19 protein-coding genes are annotated in these 14794 nt (G+C 45.9%); all 19 read left to right on the top strand.

Annotation, left to right across the window (positions count from 1 at the left end; translation table 11 throughout):
• Positions 1–66 precede the first annotated feature (66 nt).
• The 19 genes from V7D18_RS12610 (at position 67) to V7D18_RS12520 (ending at position 14792) form a co-directional block, all read left to right on the top strand.
• Entirely contained in the window at positions 67–549 is a 483-nt protein-coding gene (locus V7D18_RS12610; protein ID WP_426154625.1) for a hypothetical protein, read from the top strand.
• Positions 518–1867, top strand: a complete 1350-nt coding sequence (locus tag V7D18_RS12605; protein WP_426154624.1) for a PBSX family phage terminase large subunit — start codon at positions 518–520, stop codon at positions 1865–1867. Before V7D18_RS12610 ends, V7D18_RS12605 begins: the two co-directional genes overlap by 32 nt.
• Positions 1867–3300 carry a DUF1073 domain-containing protein gene (locus V7D18_RS12600; RefSeq protein ID WP_426154623.1) on the top strand — a complete coding sequence of 478 codons (1434 nt, stop codon included), beginning with the start codon at positions 1867–1869 and terminating at the stop codon, positions 3298–3300. The genes V7D18_RS12605 and V7D18_RS12600 overlap by 1 nt, the downstream gene beginning before the upstream one ends.
• A complete protein-coding gene (locus V7D18_RS12595) occupies positions 3300–5000 on the top strand; it encodes a phage minor capsid protein (RefSeq protein WP_426154622.1) in 1701 nt (566 codons plus the stop codon). The genes V7D18_RS12600 and V7D18_RS12595 overlap by 1 nt, the downstream gene beginning before the upstream one ends.
• Positions 5001–5008: 8 nt before the next feature.
• Entirely contained in the window at positions 5009–5227 is a 219-nt protein-coding gene (locus tag V7D18_RS12590) for a hypothetical protein (protein WP_426154621.1), read from the top strand.
• 75 nt (positions 5228–5302) lie between these two features.
• Positions 5303–6484 (top strand): DUF2213 domain-containing protein, encoded by a 1182-nt coding sequence (locus V7D18_RS12585; protein WP_426154620.1) that lies wholly within the window; start codon positions 5303–5305, stop codon positions 6482–6484.
• Entirely contained in the window at positions 6484–6993 is a 510-nt protein-coding gene (locus V7D18_RS12580) for a structural cement protein Gp24 (RefSeq protein ID WP_426154619.1), read from the top strand. Before V7D18_RS12585 ends, V7D18_RS12580 begins: the two co-directional genes overlap by 1 nt.
• Positions 6994–7008: 15 nt before the next feature.
• The gene (locus tag V7D18_RS12575) at positions 7009–8049 is read left to right on the top strand and encodes a DUF2184 domain-containing protein (RefSeq protein ID WP_426154618.1); all 1041 of its coding nucleotides are present in this window, start codon (positions 7009–7011) and stop codon (positions 8047–8049) included.
• An 11-nt stretch (positions 8050–8060) separates the two neighbouring features.
• The gene (locus V7D18_RS12570; RefSeq protein ID WP_426154617.1) at positions 8061–8294 is read left to right on the top strand and encodes a hypothetical protein; all 234 of its coding nucleotides are present in this window, start codon (positions 8061–8063) and stop codon (positions 8292–8294) included.
• Positions 8295–8306: 12 nt separating this feature from the next.
• On the top strand, positions 8307–8819 hold the full coding sequence (locus V7D18_RS12565) for a DUF4054 domain-containing protein (protein ID WP_426154616.1): 513 nt from the start codon (positions 8307–8309) through the stop codon (positions 8817–8819).
• Positions 8809–9195: a hypothetical protein gene (locus tag V7D18_RS12560; RefSeq protein ID WP_426154615.1), complete on the top strand. Its 387-nt coding sequence runs from the start codon at positions 8809–8811 to the stop codon at positions 9193–9195. Before V7D18_RS12565 ends, V7D18_RS12560 begins: the two co-directional genes overlap by 11 nt.
• A gap of 13 nt (positions 9196–9208) precedes the next feature.
• Positions 9209–9706 (top strand): HK97 gp10 family phage protein, encoded by a 498-nt coding sequence (locus tag V7D18_RS12555; RefSeq protein ID WP_426154614.1) that lies wholly within the window; start codon positions 9209–9211, stop codon positions 9704–9706.
• Positions 9703–10149 (top strand): phage tail terminator family protein, encoded by a 447-nt coding sequence (locus tag V7D18_RS12550; RefSeq protein WP_426154613.1) that lies wholly within the window; start codon positions 9703–9705, stop codon positions 10147–10149. Before V7D18_RS12555 ends, V7D18_RS12550 begins: the two co-directional genes overlap by 4 nt.
• The gene (locus V7D18_RS12545) at positions 10139–10312 is read left to right on the top strand and encodes a hypothetical protein (protein WP_426154612.1); all 174 of its coding nucleotides are present in this window, start codon (positions 10139–10141) and stop codon (positions 10310–10312) included. The genes V7D18_RS12550 and V7D18_RS12545 overlap by 11 nt, the downstream gene beginning before the upstream one ends.
• On the top strand, positions 10313–11650 hold the full coding sequence (locus tag V7D18_RS12540; RefSeq protein WP_426154611.1) for a phage tail sheath family protein: 1338 nt from the start codon (positions 10313–10315) through the stop codon (positions 11648–11650). It begins immediately after the preceding gene.
• 13 nt (positions 11651–11663) lie between these two features.
• A complete protein-coding gene (locus tag V7D18_RS12535) occupies positions 11664–12134 on the top strand; it encodes a phage tail tube protein (protein WP_426154610.1) in 471 nt (156 codons plus the stop codon).
• Between the two features lie 9 nt (positions 12135–12143).
• Positions 12144–12560, top strand: a complete 417-nt coding sequence (locus V7D18_RS12530) for a phage tail assembly chaperone (RefSeq protein ID WP_426154609.1) — start codon at positions 12144–12146, stop codon at positions 12558–12560.
• Between the two features lie 11 nt (positions 12561–12571).
• A complete protein-coding gene (locus V7D18_RS12525) occupies positions 12572–12709 on the top strand; it encodes a hypothetical protein (protein WP_346065201.1) in 138 nt (45 codons plus the stop codon).
• A 10-nt stretch (positions 12710–12719) separates the two neighbouring features.
• Complete coding sequence (locus V7D18_RS12520; RefSeq protein ID WP_426154608.1) at positions 12720–14792, top strand: tape measure protein; 2073 nt, start codon at positions 12720–12722, stop codon at positions 14790–14792.
• Positions 14793–14794: the final 2 nt, after the last annotated feature.

The raw sequence follows: 14794 nt of genomic DNA, 5'->3' as shown, positions 1-14794 counted from the left end.
CCCCAGAGGCGGCCAACCCCGTCTCTTTTTTATTATAAAAATTAGCCAGATTGGAAGGTGAGGTGATTGGCAAATAAAAGGAACTTAGTTCAATTTAGCAATCGAAGTCGAGCGGAAGTCGAGGAAATCAATAGAAGAGGTGGAAAAGCCTCTGGAGAATCCAGACGGAAAAAGGCTGACTTTCGGAAGACGCTGAACGCCCTCCTTACTGCTGAAATAGATAATCCGGAATGGTCTCCGTTGCTAAAGTCCCTGGGACTTGATAATACCTTAGAGTCTGCGGTTAATGCTGCCATGATCAAAGAGGCTCTTATGGGCAATGTAAAGGCTTATGAAGCCATTGCCAAATACTCCGGCCAGTCCGAAAAGACAGACACCGACCAGGAGGAGCAGAACCTGCGAATGGCAGCGTCCAAGGCGAAGATGGGTGTTAATGATGAAGGAGAAGTGGAAGACGACGGCTTCCTTGATGCATTAAACGGATCAGCCGGTACAGATTGGGAGGATTGGGAAGAAAATGAGCAGGAAGATGAGGAAACAGATATTTAAGTTTCAGCCGTTTTCCCGTAAGCAGAGAATGGTTCTGAATTGGTGGACGAAGAATTCGCCGGTTAAGGATATGGACGGGATTATTGCTGACGGCGCGATCCGATCAGGGAAGACCGTTTCCATGTCACTGTCGTTTGTTTTCTGGGCCATGAGCTCTTTCAATGGACAGAACTTTATTATGGCTGGAAAGACAATCAGTTCTTTTCAACGTAACGTGCTTACCAATTTGAAGATGATGCTACGTAGTAGAGGGTATCACTGTATTCATCATTTATCCGGTGAAACACCTAACATGCTGGAAGTAACAAAGGGAAAAGTCACTAACTATTTTCATATCTTCGGTGGAAAGGATGAAGGTTCCCAGGAGCTGGTGCAAGGTATAACAGCTGCCGGGGCTTTTTTTGATGAAGTTGCCCTGATGCCAGAATCCTTTGTAAATCAGGCGACTGGGCGCTGTTCTATCACCGGTTCAAAGTTCTGGTTTAACTGCAACCCTGCAGGCCCCATGCACTGGTTCAAGGTTGGCTGGATCAATAAGTGTGTAGGATATCTTGGCAGAAAGAAAGCTGAAGAGTTAATCGCCGCAGACAAGGAAGTTAAGAACATCTTATATTTACACTTCACCATGGATGATAACCTTTCCTTAGACGAAGCGATCAAGAAGAGATACCGCAGCTTGTATGCCGGCGTCTTTTTTTTGCGTTATATCGAGGGATTGTGGGCCGTTGCCGAAGGGCTCATCTATACCATGTTTACAAAGTCGGCTAACATCTACGATGATGAGACACGTCCCAAGGGATTGGAGTATCTATCCACTCGAACAATTTCGCTGGATTACGGAACCACTAACCCATGTGTTTTCCTGGACATTTACGACGATGGAGATACCATCTGGGTAGATCGGGAGTACCGGTGGGACAGCCGGGTGGAGAAGGAAGGGCAGAAAACCGACAGCCAGTATGGGGATGATATGGCTTCCTTCATGGGTGATAATCCGGATCTGCAGTGCGAAATTGTTTCGGATCCATCGGCGGCCAGTTTTATCGCGGAACTGAAGAGCCGGGGCTACATCGTAAAGCCTGCTGACAATGAAGTGCTTGACGGAATCAGAGTGGTTGCAGCTCTTTTTCAGTCGGGAAAGATCAAGATACACAAACGCTGTGAAGGATTGATAACTGAAACACGGTCATATGTGTGGGACGATAAGGCGGCACAGCATGGAGATGAAAAGCCGGTGAAGCAACTGGATCACGGACCTGATGCCCTGCGTTATTTCTGCATGACAAAGCTACCAAAATGGAGGAGGAATGTTCAATAATGGCAAAACCAAAACGAAACCGCCCACAGATACGGGCAGACAATAAGATCCAGGTAAATGATGCTTTTTCAAATCCGATCGCGAGACTGGGGTACGGGACACAGGACCTTCTGCAGGCGACGCAGTACCCACTTACCCGCATGACACAGAATTATCAACTGCTTACAAGCCTTTACCGGGATAACTGGATTGTCCAGAACATCATTTCCACCATACCGGAGGACATGATCCGTAAGTGGTACACGGTAAAGAGTAACGTGGCACCGGAGCGGATCGACGCTCTGCAACGCCTTGAAAGAAAAGTGCATTTAAGAAAGTCAATCCTTGAAGGAATGTACTGGGGCAGGCTTTACGGTGGAGCTGCAGCGATTATCATGGTAAAGGGCCAGGACGATCTGTCACAGCCTTTGGACTATGGCTTGATTCTTCCTGGTACGTTCCTTGGATTACAGATCCTTGACCGGTGGAGCGGCGTCTACCCAGAGATGGGTATTGTTACGGATCCGTCTGATCCTGATTTTGGTTTTCCTGCTTACTATACGATCCGAGACGAAGAAAGCGGCGCCCTGGTGTCTACGGTGCACCATAGCCGGGTGATACGATTTACAGGAAGGGAACTTCCCTATAACGAAAGAATCGCAGAGCAGTATTGGGGAGAATCGGAAATTGAAGCCATATACAACGAAGTGGTTAAGAGAGACAATGTTTCTTCCAATATTGCAGCGTTGACTTTTCGGGCCAATGTGAACTATATGGAAACGGATTCACTTGATCAGATGCTTGCCGTAAATAATGCGCAGGCTCAGCAACGTTTCTGGCAGACAATGCAGGCCCAGAGCGTATTGGAAAGCAATTTTGGTACCCGTTTAGTGAACAAAGGTGACGTCATGCATAATACGCAGTATACCTTTACCGGTTTAGCAGATGTTTACGACCGGGTAATGATGGACGTTGCAGGAGCTGCCAGAACACCGGTGACAAAGCTGTTCGGAAGATCCCCAGCGGGCATGAACTCCACAGGGGAAAGCGACATGAACAACTATTATGATTACATTGACGGTCTTAGAGAAAACCAGTTCCGACCGTTGCTTGAAAAGATTCTTCCGGTGATGTTACTGTCAGCCTGGGGAGCCATTCCCGATGATTTGGACATAGATTTTCCGCCACTCCAGACGCCAGATTCCAGTGAGGTTGCAGATATTGCAGAGAAGAAAACGCAGTCCGTTATGGCAGTATATCAAAGTGATCTGATTGATGCCGCTACCGCTCAAAAGGAGCTTAAGGCCCTGGCTGATGAAACTGGCATGTATAGCACCATTTCTGATGAAGCCATCAAAGCTGCCAAAGGAAAGACCTACTCAGACTACAAAGTAATGCAGGATCCTCTTGCGGGGTTATCAGCCCCAGGAGCATTTGAGGAGGCTGAGGAATAATGCCGCAGATGATAAGACCTCCAGGAGGAAAGGATGAGACAACATATCTCAGAATGCTTTTCTTAAAGACTGAGCAGAGGTTGATTGCAGAGATAAACCGGAAACGCGGTCAGGGATATGTGGACTATGCAGAGATAGCCGCTTTAAACCGTACTCAGAAGATCCTGCAGGAGATGGTGGACGAGAGCTGGAGCTATGTTCCTGCCATGATTGAGAAGATTTTTTACAAATCAGAAGCAGCAGCCAATGGTTATGCAAATGCTGCCGGGCTCACTGCTTCTCAGCTTGGAGTTGTTCAGCAGTTATCCAATAATCTGTTGGGGGACATTGTGGAAGCTTCAGTCACTGCTCAAAAGAATATAGAAGAATCATTCCAGATCGGAAGATTGGAGGCTGACAGGATCAGAGAAGCGGCTCTGAAGTCAGTAGCTGAGGCAAAAGCAGCCGGTTATGGCGCTGGTAGAGCCGCAGCCAGCATGAAAAAGGAACTGCAGTCAGTGATGGCAACTGCCGAAAATGGTGTGACGGAGGGCATCACAGCTTTTGTTGATAAGTCAGGGCGGAAGTGGAGCTTGCAGGATTACTGCAACATGGCCACCAGAGCAACAGCCAGGCAAGCGGAAGTATCTGCTATATTAACAGCGGATCCGGACCATGATCTATACAGGATTGTCAAGATCGGCAGCACTTGTCCTATATGTGCTCCTTTGGAAGGTAGGGTTTACAGCCGATCCGGCACAAATCCGGATTATCCTCCGTTGGCTTCCGCTTTTGGAAAGATTGATCCCAATGGCAGCAATGACTTAAGCAATACGTACTTGAATATTCACCCGAACTGTCTTCACGCCCTGGTCAAGTACACTACAATCGGCAAGAGCGAGGCTCAGATCCAGAAGGATAAGGATTTTTCAAGTTTCGGTAAGAATCCTGTCACAGTGGATCCCAGGAGCAAGAAGCAGATCGCAGCCTATAAAGAAAAGATCAGGAACCGGCAGAAGTTGCTTAGTGATTATAAGCAGCATGAACGATACCGGGCGGTACTTGGAAATGATATTCCGAAAAGCTTTGAAAAGTTTCGGGAATTAAAGTATAATGGTGATGAGGGCTGGAAGAGTGCGCAGGCGCTTTACCGTAAGACCAACGCTTATAACAAGATAATCCTTAAAGAGCCGGCTATCACTGCTGATCTGAAAAAGATATCCAATAATACCGGAGTGACACTGGTAGGGTTGGAAAACCGGATAAAATCAAAGGACTCATTCCTGCGAAAAGTAGGTACTGATAGCGAACATAGCCTGGATTCGCAGATTATTAAAGATACCATTAACTCAACGAACGATGTCATCCGATACACTTATCAGAGTAATGCCCTGTCTTTGGTAGATTCCTATAAAAATGTATCAAAGCATATTACCGACATGGGGTATAAGACTGTAAAGGTCAAAAACACTTGGCTTAATAAAAGGTCTGCATATAAAGGCGTAAATTGTGTTTTTGAATCAACGGAAGGGCAGCGGTTTGAGGTGCAATTCCACACACCTGAAAGTTATAAACTAAAAGACAGTAAGGAAATGCATGGCTTATACGAAGAGCATCGTAAAGATACTACAAGTGCTGAGAGGCGTAATGTCCTTAACAATAAAATGTTTGAACTATCATCTCAATTAGAGATACCTTTAAATATTGATCAGATAAAATAGGAGGTCTCATGGAGGATTTTTATTTTGTATATGGTTATGAAAAGAACAAAAGAAGGGCAAGACGCTTGTATCGTTTCATCGGCGGAGAGTTTGAGCGCTACAACAAGGAATCAGAAGAATGGAAACCTTCTCCAGAACAATGCTGCATATTTATCGGTGAGGATTGGGAATATGATGAGATAACTGAAGAAGAAGCAGAGAAAATAAAGGATATGTTAATTGTTTAATGCCATCGGTTGAAAATGACTGATGGTATTTTTGTACCCCAAACCGTTGCGATATCGCAACAGAAAGGAAATGGAATGCTTGCATATTACGGATATACCATAAGCCCAAACCAGATAGAAACTGGCGAGGGCTTTTTAATTTGCCGGAATGTTCCCATTGCCCGGACTGGCAGCATGGACTACCTGGAAAGTGAATTGAACCCAGCGGGGAGTTCTTCCAAAATGGTCAAAGTGCTGCGATCTCCGGAAGAAGTATTCTCCGAAGCGGCACTGTCCAGTTTTGAGGGCAAGCCAGTAACCAATGAGCACCCGCCTGAGTTATTAACTCCAGAAACATACAGCCTTTACGCAAAGGGACACGCCCAGAACATAAGGAAAGGCGCGGGGGAGTGGGAAGGGTACCTGATGGCAGATTTGCACATACAGGATGAAGAATTGATCGAGGCAGTACAGGAAGGAAAGCGAGAGATTAGCTGCGGGTATGATTGCAGTTGTTCTGACAATGGAGATGGAACCTATTCGCAACACGATATCCGCGGGAATCATGTGGCCGTGGTAACACGGGGACGTGCGGGAAAGAATGTTGCGATTTTAGATTCAGAAAAGAAGATAGAGGCTCACCGGCCAGAAAGGAAAGGAAACATGAAAAAGAACAGTTTATTTTTTAAGATGTTTGCAAAAGCAGTAAAGGATGCCTCACCGGAGGAACTGGAGTCCATGGCTGCTGACGCCGCAGATGCACTTGGAGAGGAGGAGCCGAAAAAGGCAGAGCCCGCAGCTCCTGCAAAGGAAGAAGTAAAAGACTATTCCAGTCTGGATGCCAAGCTGGATAAGCTCATAGAATTAATGTCGTCTAAAAAGGAGCCGGAAGTCGATCAGGATCCACTGGACGGTCTGATTAAGTCCATTACAGGAGAAACCGAGGAACCGGCGCCCAGCGCAGAAGCGAAGGTGATCCCTGCCGAGGAACTTGACAAGGCTACCGGCACAGCGGATAAAGCTATTATGGCAGAAGTGATAAAACAGCTTCGCCCGGTGATCGCAGGAATTAAGGATTCAGCCGACAAAAAGGCTGTTACAGATTCCCTGATCGCCTGCTTGTCAGATGGGAGTACCGTGAGCGATATTGCAAAGATTGCAGCGGCCACCCAAAAGAATGCAGCCAGACTGGCAGATAAACAGCCGGGCATTGATTTGGACGCTTGTCAGTCTGCTTATGATGCTATGAACCCACACAGAAATGGAGGTAAGAAATAATGAGAGGACAGGTAATAGGTAAAAGCATGACACATGGATACGCAGGGGATTATTCCAGGCAGCCGGATATGATTATCGACACGCACCCTCTTGGAGGTACTGACGCAGTGAAGTTCGGTACTCCTCTGGTTTATGACAATGATAGTAACGTAGTGGCTTTCGGAGCCAGTAACACCGCCGTAGATTTTGTAGGAGTGGCTTCCAGGGAATTTAAGTCAGCAACGTCTTATCTTTCCCAGTCTGAAGGTCAGTATGAGCCTGGAGAGGCAACCAGCACTTTTAAACGTGGGTGCATTAATGTGCTTTGTAATGTAGGCAGCCCCAAACTGAGTGGTAAGGTATATGTCCGAACAGTAGCTAATGAAGCCATTCCAACGGGTGTCGTTGGTGGATTTGAAGCCTCAGAGGATACAGGAAAAACAGTCGTGTTGACTAATTGCGAATGGCATGGCGAAAAGGATACCAATGGTGTAGCAGAAATCAGGATCTTATCCTGCAACAGAGCATAAGGAGGACAATTCAATATGAAATATCAGAATATGGGAACATTCGATGCGGGCGTGGTTAGTGCTCCATCAACCGGGGTTGCGGCTCCCCAAAAATTCCAGGCCATGGACGCGGCGGCGATCGCAAACGGCGGAGCTTTCCTACAGTCGGAACTGGAAAAGAGAGATAATGTGATCAGGCAGCCGCTTACCAGTTTTACATATGGCCGTGATCTCCCTGTCCGTGTAGGCGGTGGCTGGGCTGAATATGTGTCTGCTATGAATGTGGAATACGGGGTGGCCGGTGGTAGTGAGGACGGTCCGGTCCATGCAGGAGGAGCCAATGGAATCCCAATGGTTCAGGCAAACTTTGACAAAGAACTTTTCAAGACCCATATCTTTTCTGTGGGTATGAGAATTGGTTTTGTGGATATGCAGCGTGGCAATATGACTGGCCGGAGCTATGAAAGCATATTAAGAGATGGTGTCAGAATGACCTATGACAAGCACATGGATGCCAATGCGTACGTAGGCATTAAAAAGTATGGATCCACTGGTCTTATTAATAATCCAAACGTAACAACTGCCGGAGCCGCTGCTACTGGTACTGGTGGTCTAACAACATTTAAGAGTAAAACTCCGAATCAGATTTTGCAGGACATTAACGATGCTATTCTCGCAGTCTGGAACGCAGCAGAGAATGATAGAAGCGCAATTCCAAATCATATCCTGATGCCATATGAGCAGTTTAATTATCTTGCAACAACCAGAGTTTCCGAGCTGGCAGAGAAAACGATTCTTACATTCCTTCTGGAAAATAATGTTTCAAAGCAAAATGGGGTTGATCTCTATATCGGAGCAACTTCATGGTGTAAGAGTGCCGGTGCGGGCGGTACGGATCGAATGGTCATCTATATCAATGAAGAACGCTTTGTTGCCATGGATGAACTGTCTCCCCTTAATCGCGCCATGACTCAGCCAAATGCTACCAACCTCTGCTATGATACCGCATACCTTGCTAACATATCAGAAGTGCAATTGTTTTATGATAACATCATGCGCTACGTTGACGGAATTTAAGGAGGGCTACCATGTTTATAAACAGTAAAAAGAATTTTGAGATTTGCGAGGGTGAGAAGAAGTTTCTCATCCCTCGCGACTATACTGGAGAAGTTCCAGCGTGGGTAGGAAAACACTGGTTAGTGCTTGCGGCCATTAAAGACGGATCCATTGCCACTCCTAAAGGTAAAAGGGATAAATCACTGGAGCAGGCAGATGCAGAAGCTGAGGTAAAGGCAGAAGCTGCCGACAAGCGGGAAGAATAAGGAGAGTACGGCATGTATGAGCAGTTTCATGGTTTAATATCCGCAGCGGCTAACATGCCGCAGCCGGGTGAGGTTGGAACTTATACAAAGGATATATTCCTGTCTGATTTTCCTCAGTTTACAAAAAAACAGATCAGCCAGGGAGAGGAAGGAGAGAATCAGATCATAAGTCTGGTTCCTGATCCCATGCTGCAGGTATTCATCAATAATGCCAACGCCAGTATATTACCCAGCAGGTACTGTGAGATATGGAGATACGCAGCCGGTCTTTATGTAGCGCACTTCTCGGCACTGTATTTAAAGACTTATTCTGAGGGATCCGTTACTCCGGCCAGAGCGGCGGCGACCGGTCAGCAGACAGGACTTGTAAAAGAGGCTACCATGGGAGATACAACTATCAGTTATGATAATGAGGCTATCACGGAGGCGAGTGCAAAGTGGGGATCTTGGAATGCAACCCAGTATGGACAGCAGCTGGTGACCATGGCCCGCATGATCGGAATGGGAGGCATGTATGTTATTTGATGATGATTGGTATACGGATTCCATGAGCATTTCAAGGAATGTACCTTATAAGGTTGGAAATGTTGATAAAAAGAAGCGGGAGGAAGTGTACAAAGATATTCCATGCCGGATATACAGCGCTAAGAGAAATGGTCCTTCGTGGAAGGAAGCAGCTGCAACGGCTACGGCAACGGATAAAGTGGCCTGTGATGTGTCAGTGGACTTAAAAGCCGGTGATATGCTCATGATTGTGCGCGGCGGGCGCCTGGGAAGCAACCGTGAACCAGAACGTTACTTTGCCGGATTGCCCCAGCCTTATTATGATCCAGTTGGTGGAGTCCTTTCCGGATTGGAGCACCAGGAAGTCGTCCTGTTAATGGATGAAGTAATTAAGTAAGGGAGGGACGCAGATGTCAACCTTTGGTCAGGCAACCAGAAAGCGTCTGGAACAGCTGCGGAAGCAAGGGCAAAATGTGCCTAAGATTATGGTGGAGGTAATAGAGGGAGCCACGGACGCAGCAGTGGAACGAGCCACAGAATTAACTCCGCCAAATGGATCCTCTATATCAGGTACTGGCACGAGGACGGGAGAACTGGCGCAGGCATGGGCTACAGATAGCACTACAAAAGCAACTGTGATAGGCGGTGCGGTTCGGACCACACTTGCAAATAACATGCAATACGCCTCCTACGTAAATGATGGTCACCGTATGGATAAACATTTTGTCCCAGGGTTAATCGTTAATGGCAATATGCTTGAAAAGGTAGATCCAAGCCTAGGAGGTATTACGGTAGGAACTAAAACCCCCTATATTAAAGGGGTTTACATGAAGCAAGCAGCAATAGGACGGTATAAAAATGTTGTAAAACAGGAGCTTGATAAGCGGATAAGGGAGAATTTTAAATGACATTTACGCTTGAAATGCTGTTAGATTCCATTTGTGGAGTGCTGAAAGAAAATTATCCGAACATACCGACATATAACAATCCGAATAAGCAGGGGACGTCAGTTCCTTGTTTTTTTGTATTCTTCATGCCAACGGATACAGAGAACCGGATAGGACGCCGTTTTATGCGAAATATTGGTGTTGATATTGTCTATCTGGCGGAAAACAGTGATCCGGATATATACGACCAGATGATATCAGTTGCAGATCGGCTGGATTTTGTTCTGGAATTCATTCCATGTGAGGAAGGAAAGTTAAGAACCTATGACCGGGAATGGAAGATCGATGAAGATGAGCTGCATTATCAATTTACTGTAAAAGCAGTGGTTTCCTATCCAGATAACACACCCCAGATAGAATCAGCAGAATCCTATGAAGGAGGTATAAAACAGGATGCCAAATAAAAAGACACCAGTTAAGTATAAGACAGAATCCCTGCTTAAGAGCAAAGAATTTGCAAGCTATCAGCAGGATTTTGCCAGGGTGTTGCTGCCTGAACAGGAGTACACAGCGGAAGACGCAAGAGAAATATTGGATAAGTTTTTTGAAAAGAAGGAGGGAAAATAAATGGCCGGAGGAACTTGGACCAGTCAAAATAAGAAGCAGCCAGGTGTTTATATCAATGTAAAGTCAAGCATGGCACAGGCTGTCAGCGTGGGAGATCGGGGCGTGGTCGCAATCTGCAAGCCATTGTCCTGGGGACCAGAGGGTAAGATCATGACCATTAATGTAGGTGACGATTTTACTCAATACATAGGGTATGACTCCACTAATGATAAGGCACTGTTTTTGAGGGAGATTTTTAAAGGTAGTGGAAGTACAAAAGGGCCTGTAAAGGTTATGCTATATCGTCCTACTACTACTGGGGCGGCAAAAGCAACCGCTACCATTGCCCCGCTTACAATTACCGCAAAGTACAACGGCGTAAGAGGAAATGATATTTCTATTACGGTTGTTGCGGATCCGGACAATGAAGGAAGCTTTGCAGTGCAGACCGTTGTTGATGGGGGCGTAAAGCATACTCAGACCGGTAAAACTGTTGCAGATTTGCAAGGAAATGACTGGGTAGCATTCTCAGGAACCGGAGATTTAGCAGCCAGTGCAGGAACTTCCTTGGTTGGTGGCAATGATGGAACTGTAAGCAGTGCAGCATATTCCGCTTTTCTGACAGTTTTGGAGCCTTACACCTTTAATGTCCTGATCTACGATGGAGTGGACAGCACCGTTCAGGCTGCTTATGTGGCTTTCATTAAACGGATGCGAGATAACTTGGGTAAGAAGTGTCAGGCTGTCATGGCAGGCGTAGAGAGTAATACTGATGCAGTTATTTCTGTGAAAAACGGGGTTGTATTGTCAGGCGGGACCGTCCTTACTCCGCAGCAGACGGCCTGGTGGGTTGGCGGAGCAGAAGCGGGGGCAAATTACAGTGAATCCCTGGTATACGCGCAGTATCCAGATGCCATAAATGTTTCGCCACGGCTTACAGCGTCGGAAGTGGACGAAGCACTGGACAAAGGTCAGATCGTATTCTTTGAAGAGTTTGGAAGCGTAAAGGTAGTTTCGGATATTAACACTCTCACCACCTACACACCGGATAAAGGTGAGGCATTTAGTTTAAACCAGGTGATACGAACCTTGGATGCTATTGCCAATGATATCTACAAGAATTTTTCCCAGAACTACATAGGCAAGATTCAGAACAATGCTGCAGGCAGAGATTTACTTAAGGCTTGGATAGTTGGATATTTGAATGAAATTCAGGCAAACAGCGGCATACAGAACTTTGTTGCAGATGATGTGGCGGTGGGAGCTGGAAACGCCCTGAATGCCGTAGTGATAACGCTTGCGATCCAGCCGGTAGCGGCCGTAGAAAAGATTTATATCACGGCAACTCTTACAGATTAACAGGAGGTAGATTATGAGTTTTTTATTAGAGCGTGATGCCTTAAACGGAAAAGCTGGCCGGGCTTTTGCTGTGATTGATGGCAGGAACGTGGAAATGTTCGGATTAAAGAAGATCCAGGCAGATGCAGAGTTCCAGGAATCAGATTTTAAGGTAGTTGGTACCAATTTGGTACAGAAAAAGACTTCCGGAGTGTCACTGTCTGGATCGGCTACTATTTATTACGGAACACCAGAATTTTTAAATATGCTTAAAACATATTTGAAAACCGGTAAGCTTCCGTACTTTACAATTCAAATTACCAATGAAGACAAAGGAAGCTCAGTGGGATCTCAGACGGTAGCTCTTTATAATGTAAAACTCCAGAAGCTTCCCATTGCCATTCTGGACGCAGACACAGAGTTTTTGACCATGGATATTTCATTCAGTTTTACAAATGTTGAGGTTCTTAACGCATTTTCAAACCCTGCACAGCTGGGAGAATAGGAGGATTAAATGAGCGCATTAAAAGCATTTTTACAGCCATCGTTAGAGGGAGTAACAAAAGAGGTGATTATTTCCGATCGTTTTAAAGGGGAGGATGGAAAGCCCGTTCCATTTGTGATTAAAGCCATTTCCCAGAAAGAAAATGAGAGGCTTTCTCGCATGAGTAGAAAAACAGCAAAGGTTGATGGAGTCCCAATGGAAAAAACAGATACCATTCTTTACACCAGAAGACTGATTCTTGCGTGTGTACAGGTGCCGGATTTCAGCGATCAGGAAATGTGTAAATATTATGGAACTGAAGATCCGCTGGAGGTTCCTTCCCAGATGCTTAGTATTGGAGAGTACAACCGTCTGTCAGAAGCAATCCTGGAATTAAATGATATGAAGAGTATGGACGAGAAAATTGAAGAAGCAAAAAACTCTTAAACGGGGGAGATATGGACGTGCAGCTGGCTTACTATATGTTTGTCAATCACGGCCGCTTCCCCGGAGAAGTTGCTGATCTTCCGGAAAACGAAAAAATATTACTGTTTCAAATGGCAGTAAAAGAGATTAATAGCAGACCCAAGAAGTAAAGGAGGAACCATGGGAGAGATTAGAGAAGAATTTATACTTAGCGATCAATTCAGCGCATCTTTTTCCAGGTTCCTTGAACTTGGAAATGCTGCCATCAACCAAATGGGTCGAATCGATCATTCAGTTACAAAAACAGAAATGACAATGCGCCGGTCTATCGGCGGAGCTACTGGAGCTGTCGTGGCAAATATGAGGCAGATCGGTGAATCAGCCAACGAAATCTCATCTTCTGGTTTTGATCGATTGGAAGCGCAGTTAGTTAAAATAGCAAATAACACTTCGAAAGCTGCGAGAGAGCAAGACAATCATAACCGCAAAGTAAAAGAAACAAATAATTCAGCAGGTAATTTACTGACCACTATAAAGAAAGTGGTTGCGGCCGCTGCGGCGTTTAAGATGGGAAAAGATGTACTTAATTTGTCTGACGAAATGACGCAAACAACCGCCCGAATTAATTTGATGAACAAAGGATTTCAGCGTTCAGCGGCTAAATCGTCTGGTGGCGGTCAGGAAATTGATATGAACAACAGCCTTCAGGAGACGGAAAAAATCCAGGAGGCTATATTCCGATCAGCGCAGAGGACCAGAACAAGCTACCTTGCCACTGCGGATGTGGTAGCAAAGATGGGACAAAGAGCGGGGGACGCTTTTTCCGGCAGTGATGAAGTCGTGGCTTTCGTTGAAAATTTAAACAAGCAGTTTATTATAGCAGGTGCTAGTCAGCAAGAAATTTCCTCTGCATCCCTACAGCTTACACAAGCGCTGGGATCCGGTGTCCTACGCGGTGAGGAATTAAACGCAGTTTTCGAAGCGGCACCAAATGTGATCCAGACTATCGCAGATTATCTTAATGTCCCTATTGGAAAAATTCGCGAGATGGCATCAGATGGTGAGATTACAGCTGATATTGTAAAAAATGCAATGCTGGCAGCTACCGATAAAATAAATCAGGATTTTGAATCCATGCCTATGACTTATCAACAGGTATGGACTGCTATCTCTAATTCCATTCTACAGGCATTTCAGCCGGTTATTCAGGTGATTGGAGAGGGGGCTACATTTATTTATGAGAACTGGTCTTCTATAGCACCGGTGTTTTATGGATTTGCAGCGGGGGTGCTGGTCGCGGCCGCAGCTTGGGGTATATACACAGCGTTTCAGTGGATCGCAACAGGAGCAGCGGCAGCCTTTTTTACAACCTTGATGTCCAATCCGCTGACATATATTGTTATGATCGTTACCGCTATAGTTGCACAGATATACAGATGGGTGCAATCGGTGGGAGGCATTCAGGTAGCCTGGTTGATTTGCGTGAATGTGGTATTGACACAGGCTGACAGACTGAAATTAGGCTTCATGGCTGCATGGTCTTTTGTAAAGGGCGCAACATTGGACGCCGCTTTTGCGTTTGATTCATTTCGCGTGAGGGTGCTTGATGCTCTCGGTAATACAAAAGTTAAAGCCCTGACAATTTTACAGGATCTGGTAAATGGGGCTATCGACCGGATTAACAAGCTGATCGGAATGGCCAATAATATACCCGGTGTATCTATAGATTTGATTGATCACGTAGAATTTGCCACCGGCGCAGCCGTTGAAGAACAGATGAAACAGCAGCAACGGGCAGCGGAACTCGCCAGGAAGAAAGGTGTAATTGAGGATGCCAAGGCTGAGTGGAAAGACCAATATGCCAGAGCAGAAAGAGCGGCTGACGATGCAAGAATGAAGCGTCAGGCGGCAATAGAGACAGCCAAAGCCGATGCAGCGAGAAAAGCAGCAGGAGACGACGGTTTTAAGGCAGGAGCCGGAGGAACCGGAGATATTAAAAGCGTTGAAAAAGTCGGCAGTGTCGGAAAGATCGATCAGGAGGTAAACATTGCAGATGAAAATATCAAGCTTCTCCGGGATCTATCAGAACGACAATATGTGGCCATGGTAAATCTTACTGTGCCGCAGACAAATCTTTCTGTCAGTCAGAATGTTGCAGGCGGGGGAGGCTCCGATATTGACGCCATGCTTGGTGCATTAAACAATGCTTTGGGTGCCCAACATGCTTCAAGCAGTAATGTTGTTGCAGGATAGGA

The organism is Lacrimispora sp. 38-1 (assembly GCF_049890855.1).
In the GTDB taxonomy this organism is placed as follows: domain Bacteria; phylum Bacillota; class Clostridia; order Lachnospirales; family Lachnospiraceae; genus Lacrimispora.
Note: the sequence above shows the minus strand (reverse complement) of the source record. Positions and strands in the feature narration are given on the sequence as shown.

Bases quoted from the DNA above. Each gene is read 5' to 3' on its own strand.
- V7D18_RS12530 (WP_426154609.1), top strand. From the start codon at position 12,144: ATGAGCGCATTAAAAGCATTTTTACAGCCATCGTTAGAGGGAGTAACA.
- V7D18_RS12580 (WP_426154619.1), top strand. From the start codon at position 6,484: ATGAGAGGACAGGTAATAGGTAAAAGCATGACACATGGATACGCAGGG.
- V7D18_RS12520 (WP_426154608.1), top strand. From the start codon at position 12,720: ATGGGAGAGATTAGAGAAGAATTTATACTTAGCGATCAATTCAGCGCA.
- V7D18_RS12545 (WP_426154612.1), top strand. From the start codon at position 10,139: ATGCCAAATAAAAAGACACCAGTTAAGTATAAGACAGAATCCCTGCTT.
- V7D18_RS12600 (WP_426154623.1), top strand. From the start codon at position 1,867: ATGGCAAAACCAAAACGAAACCGCCCACAGATACGGGCAGACAATAAG.
- V7D18_RS12590 (WP_426154621.1), top strand. From the start codon at position 5,009: ATGGAGGATTTTTATTTTGTATATGGTTATGAAAAGAACAAAAGAAGG.
- V7D18_RS12565 (WP_426154616.1), top strand. From the start codon at position 8,307: ATGTATGAGCAGTTTCATGGTTTAATATCCGCAGCGGCTAACATGCCG.
- V7D18_RS12525 (WP_346065201.1), top strand. From the start codon at position 12,572: ATGGACGTGCAGCTGGCTTACTATATGTTTGTCAATCACGGCCGCTTC.
- V7D18_RS12560 (WP_426154615.1), top strand. From the start codon at position 8,809: ATGTTATTTGATGATGATTGGTATACGGATTCCATGAGCATTTCAAGG.
- V7D18_RS12540 (WP_426154611.1), top strand. From the start codon at position 10,313: ATGGCCGGAGGAACTTGGACCAGTCAAAATAAGAAGCAGCCAGGTGTT.
- V7D18_RS12595 (WP_426154622.1), top strand. From the start codon at position 3,300: ATGCCGCAGATGATAAGACCTCCAGGAGGAAAGGATGAGACAACATAT.
- V7D18_RS12605 (WP_426154624.1), top strand. From the start codon at position 518: ATGAGCAGGAAGATGAGGAAACAGATATTTAAGTTTCAGCCGTTTTCC.
- V7D18_RS12575 (WP_426154618.1), top strand. From the start codon at position 7,009: ATGAAATATCAGAATATGGGAACATTCGATGCGGGCGTGGTTAGTGCT.
- V7D18_RS12535 (WP_426154610.1), top strand. From the start codon at position 11,664: ATGAGTTTTTTATTAGAGCGTGATGCCTTAAACGGAAAAGCTGGCCGG.
- V7D18_RS12570 (WP_426154617.1), top strand. From the start codon at position 8,061: ATGTTTATAAACAGTAAAAAGAATTTTGAGATTTGCGAGGGTGAGAAG.
- V7D18_RS12550 (WP_426154613.1), top strand. From the start codon at position 9,703: ATGACATTTACGCTTGAAATGCTGTTAGATTCCATTTGTGGAGTGCTG.
- V7D18_RS12585 (WP_426154620.1), top strand. From the start codon at position 5,303: ATGCTTGCATATTACGGATATACCATAAGCCCAAACCAGATAGAAACT.
- V7D18_RS12555 (WP_426154614.1), top strand. From the start codon at position 9,209: ATGTCAACCTTTGGTCAGGCAACCAGAAAGCGTCTGGAACAGCTGCGG.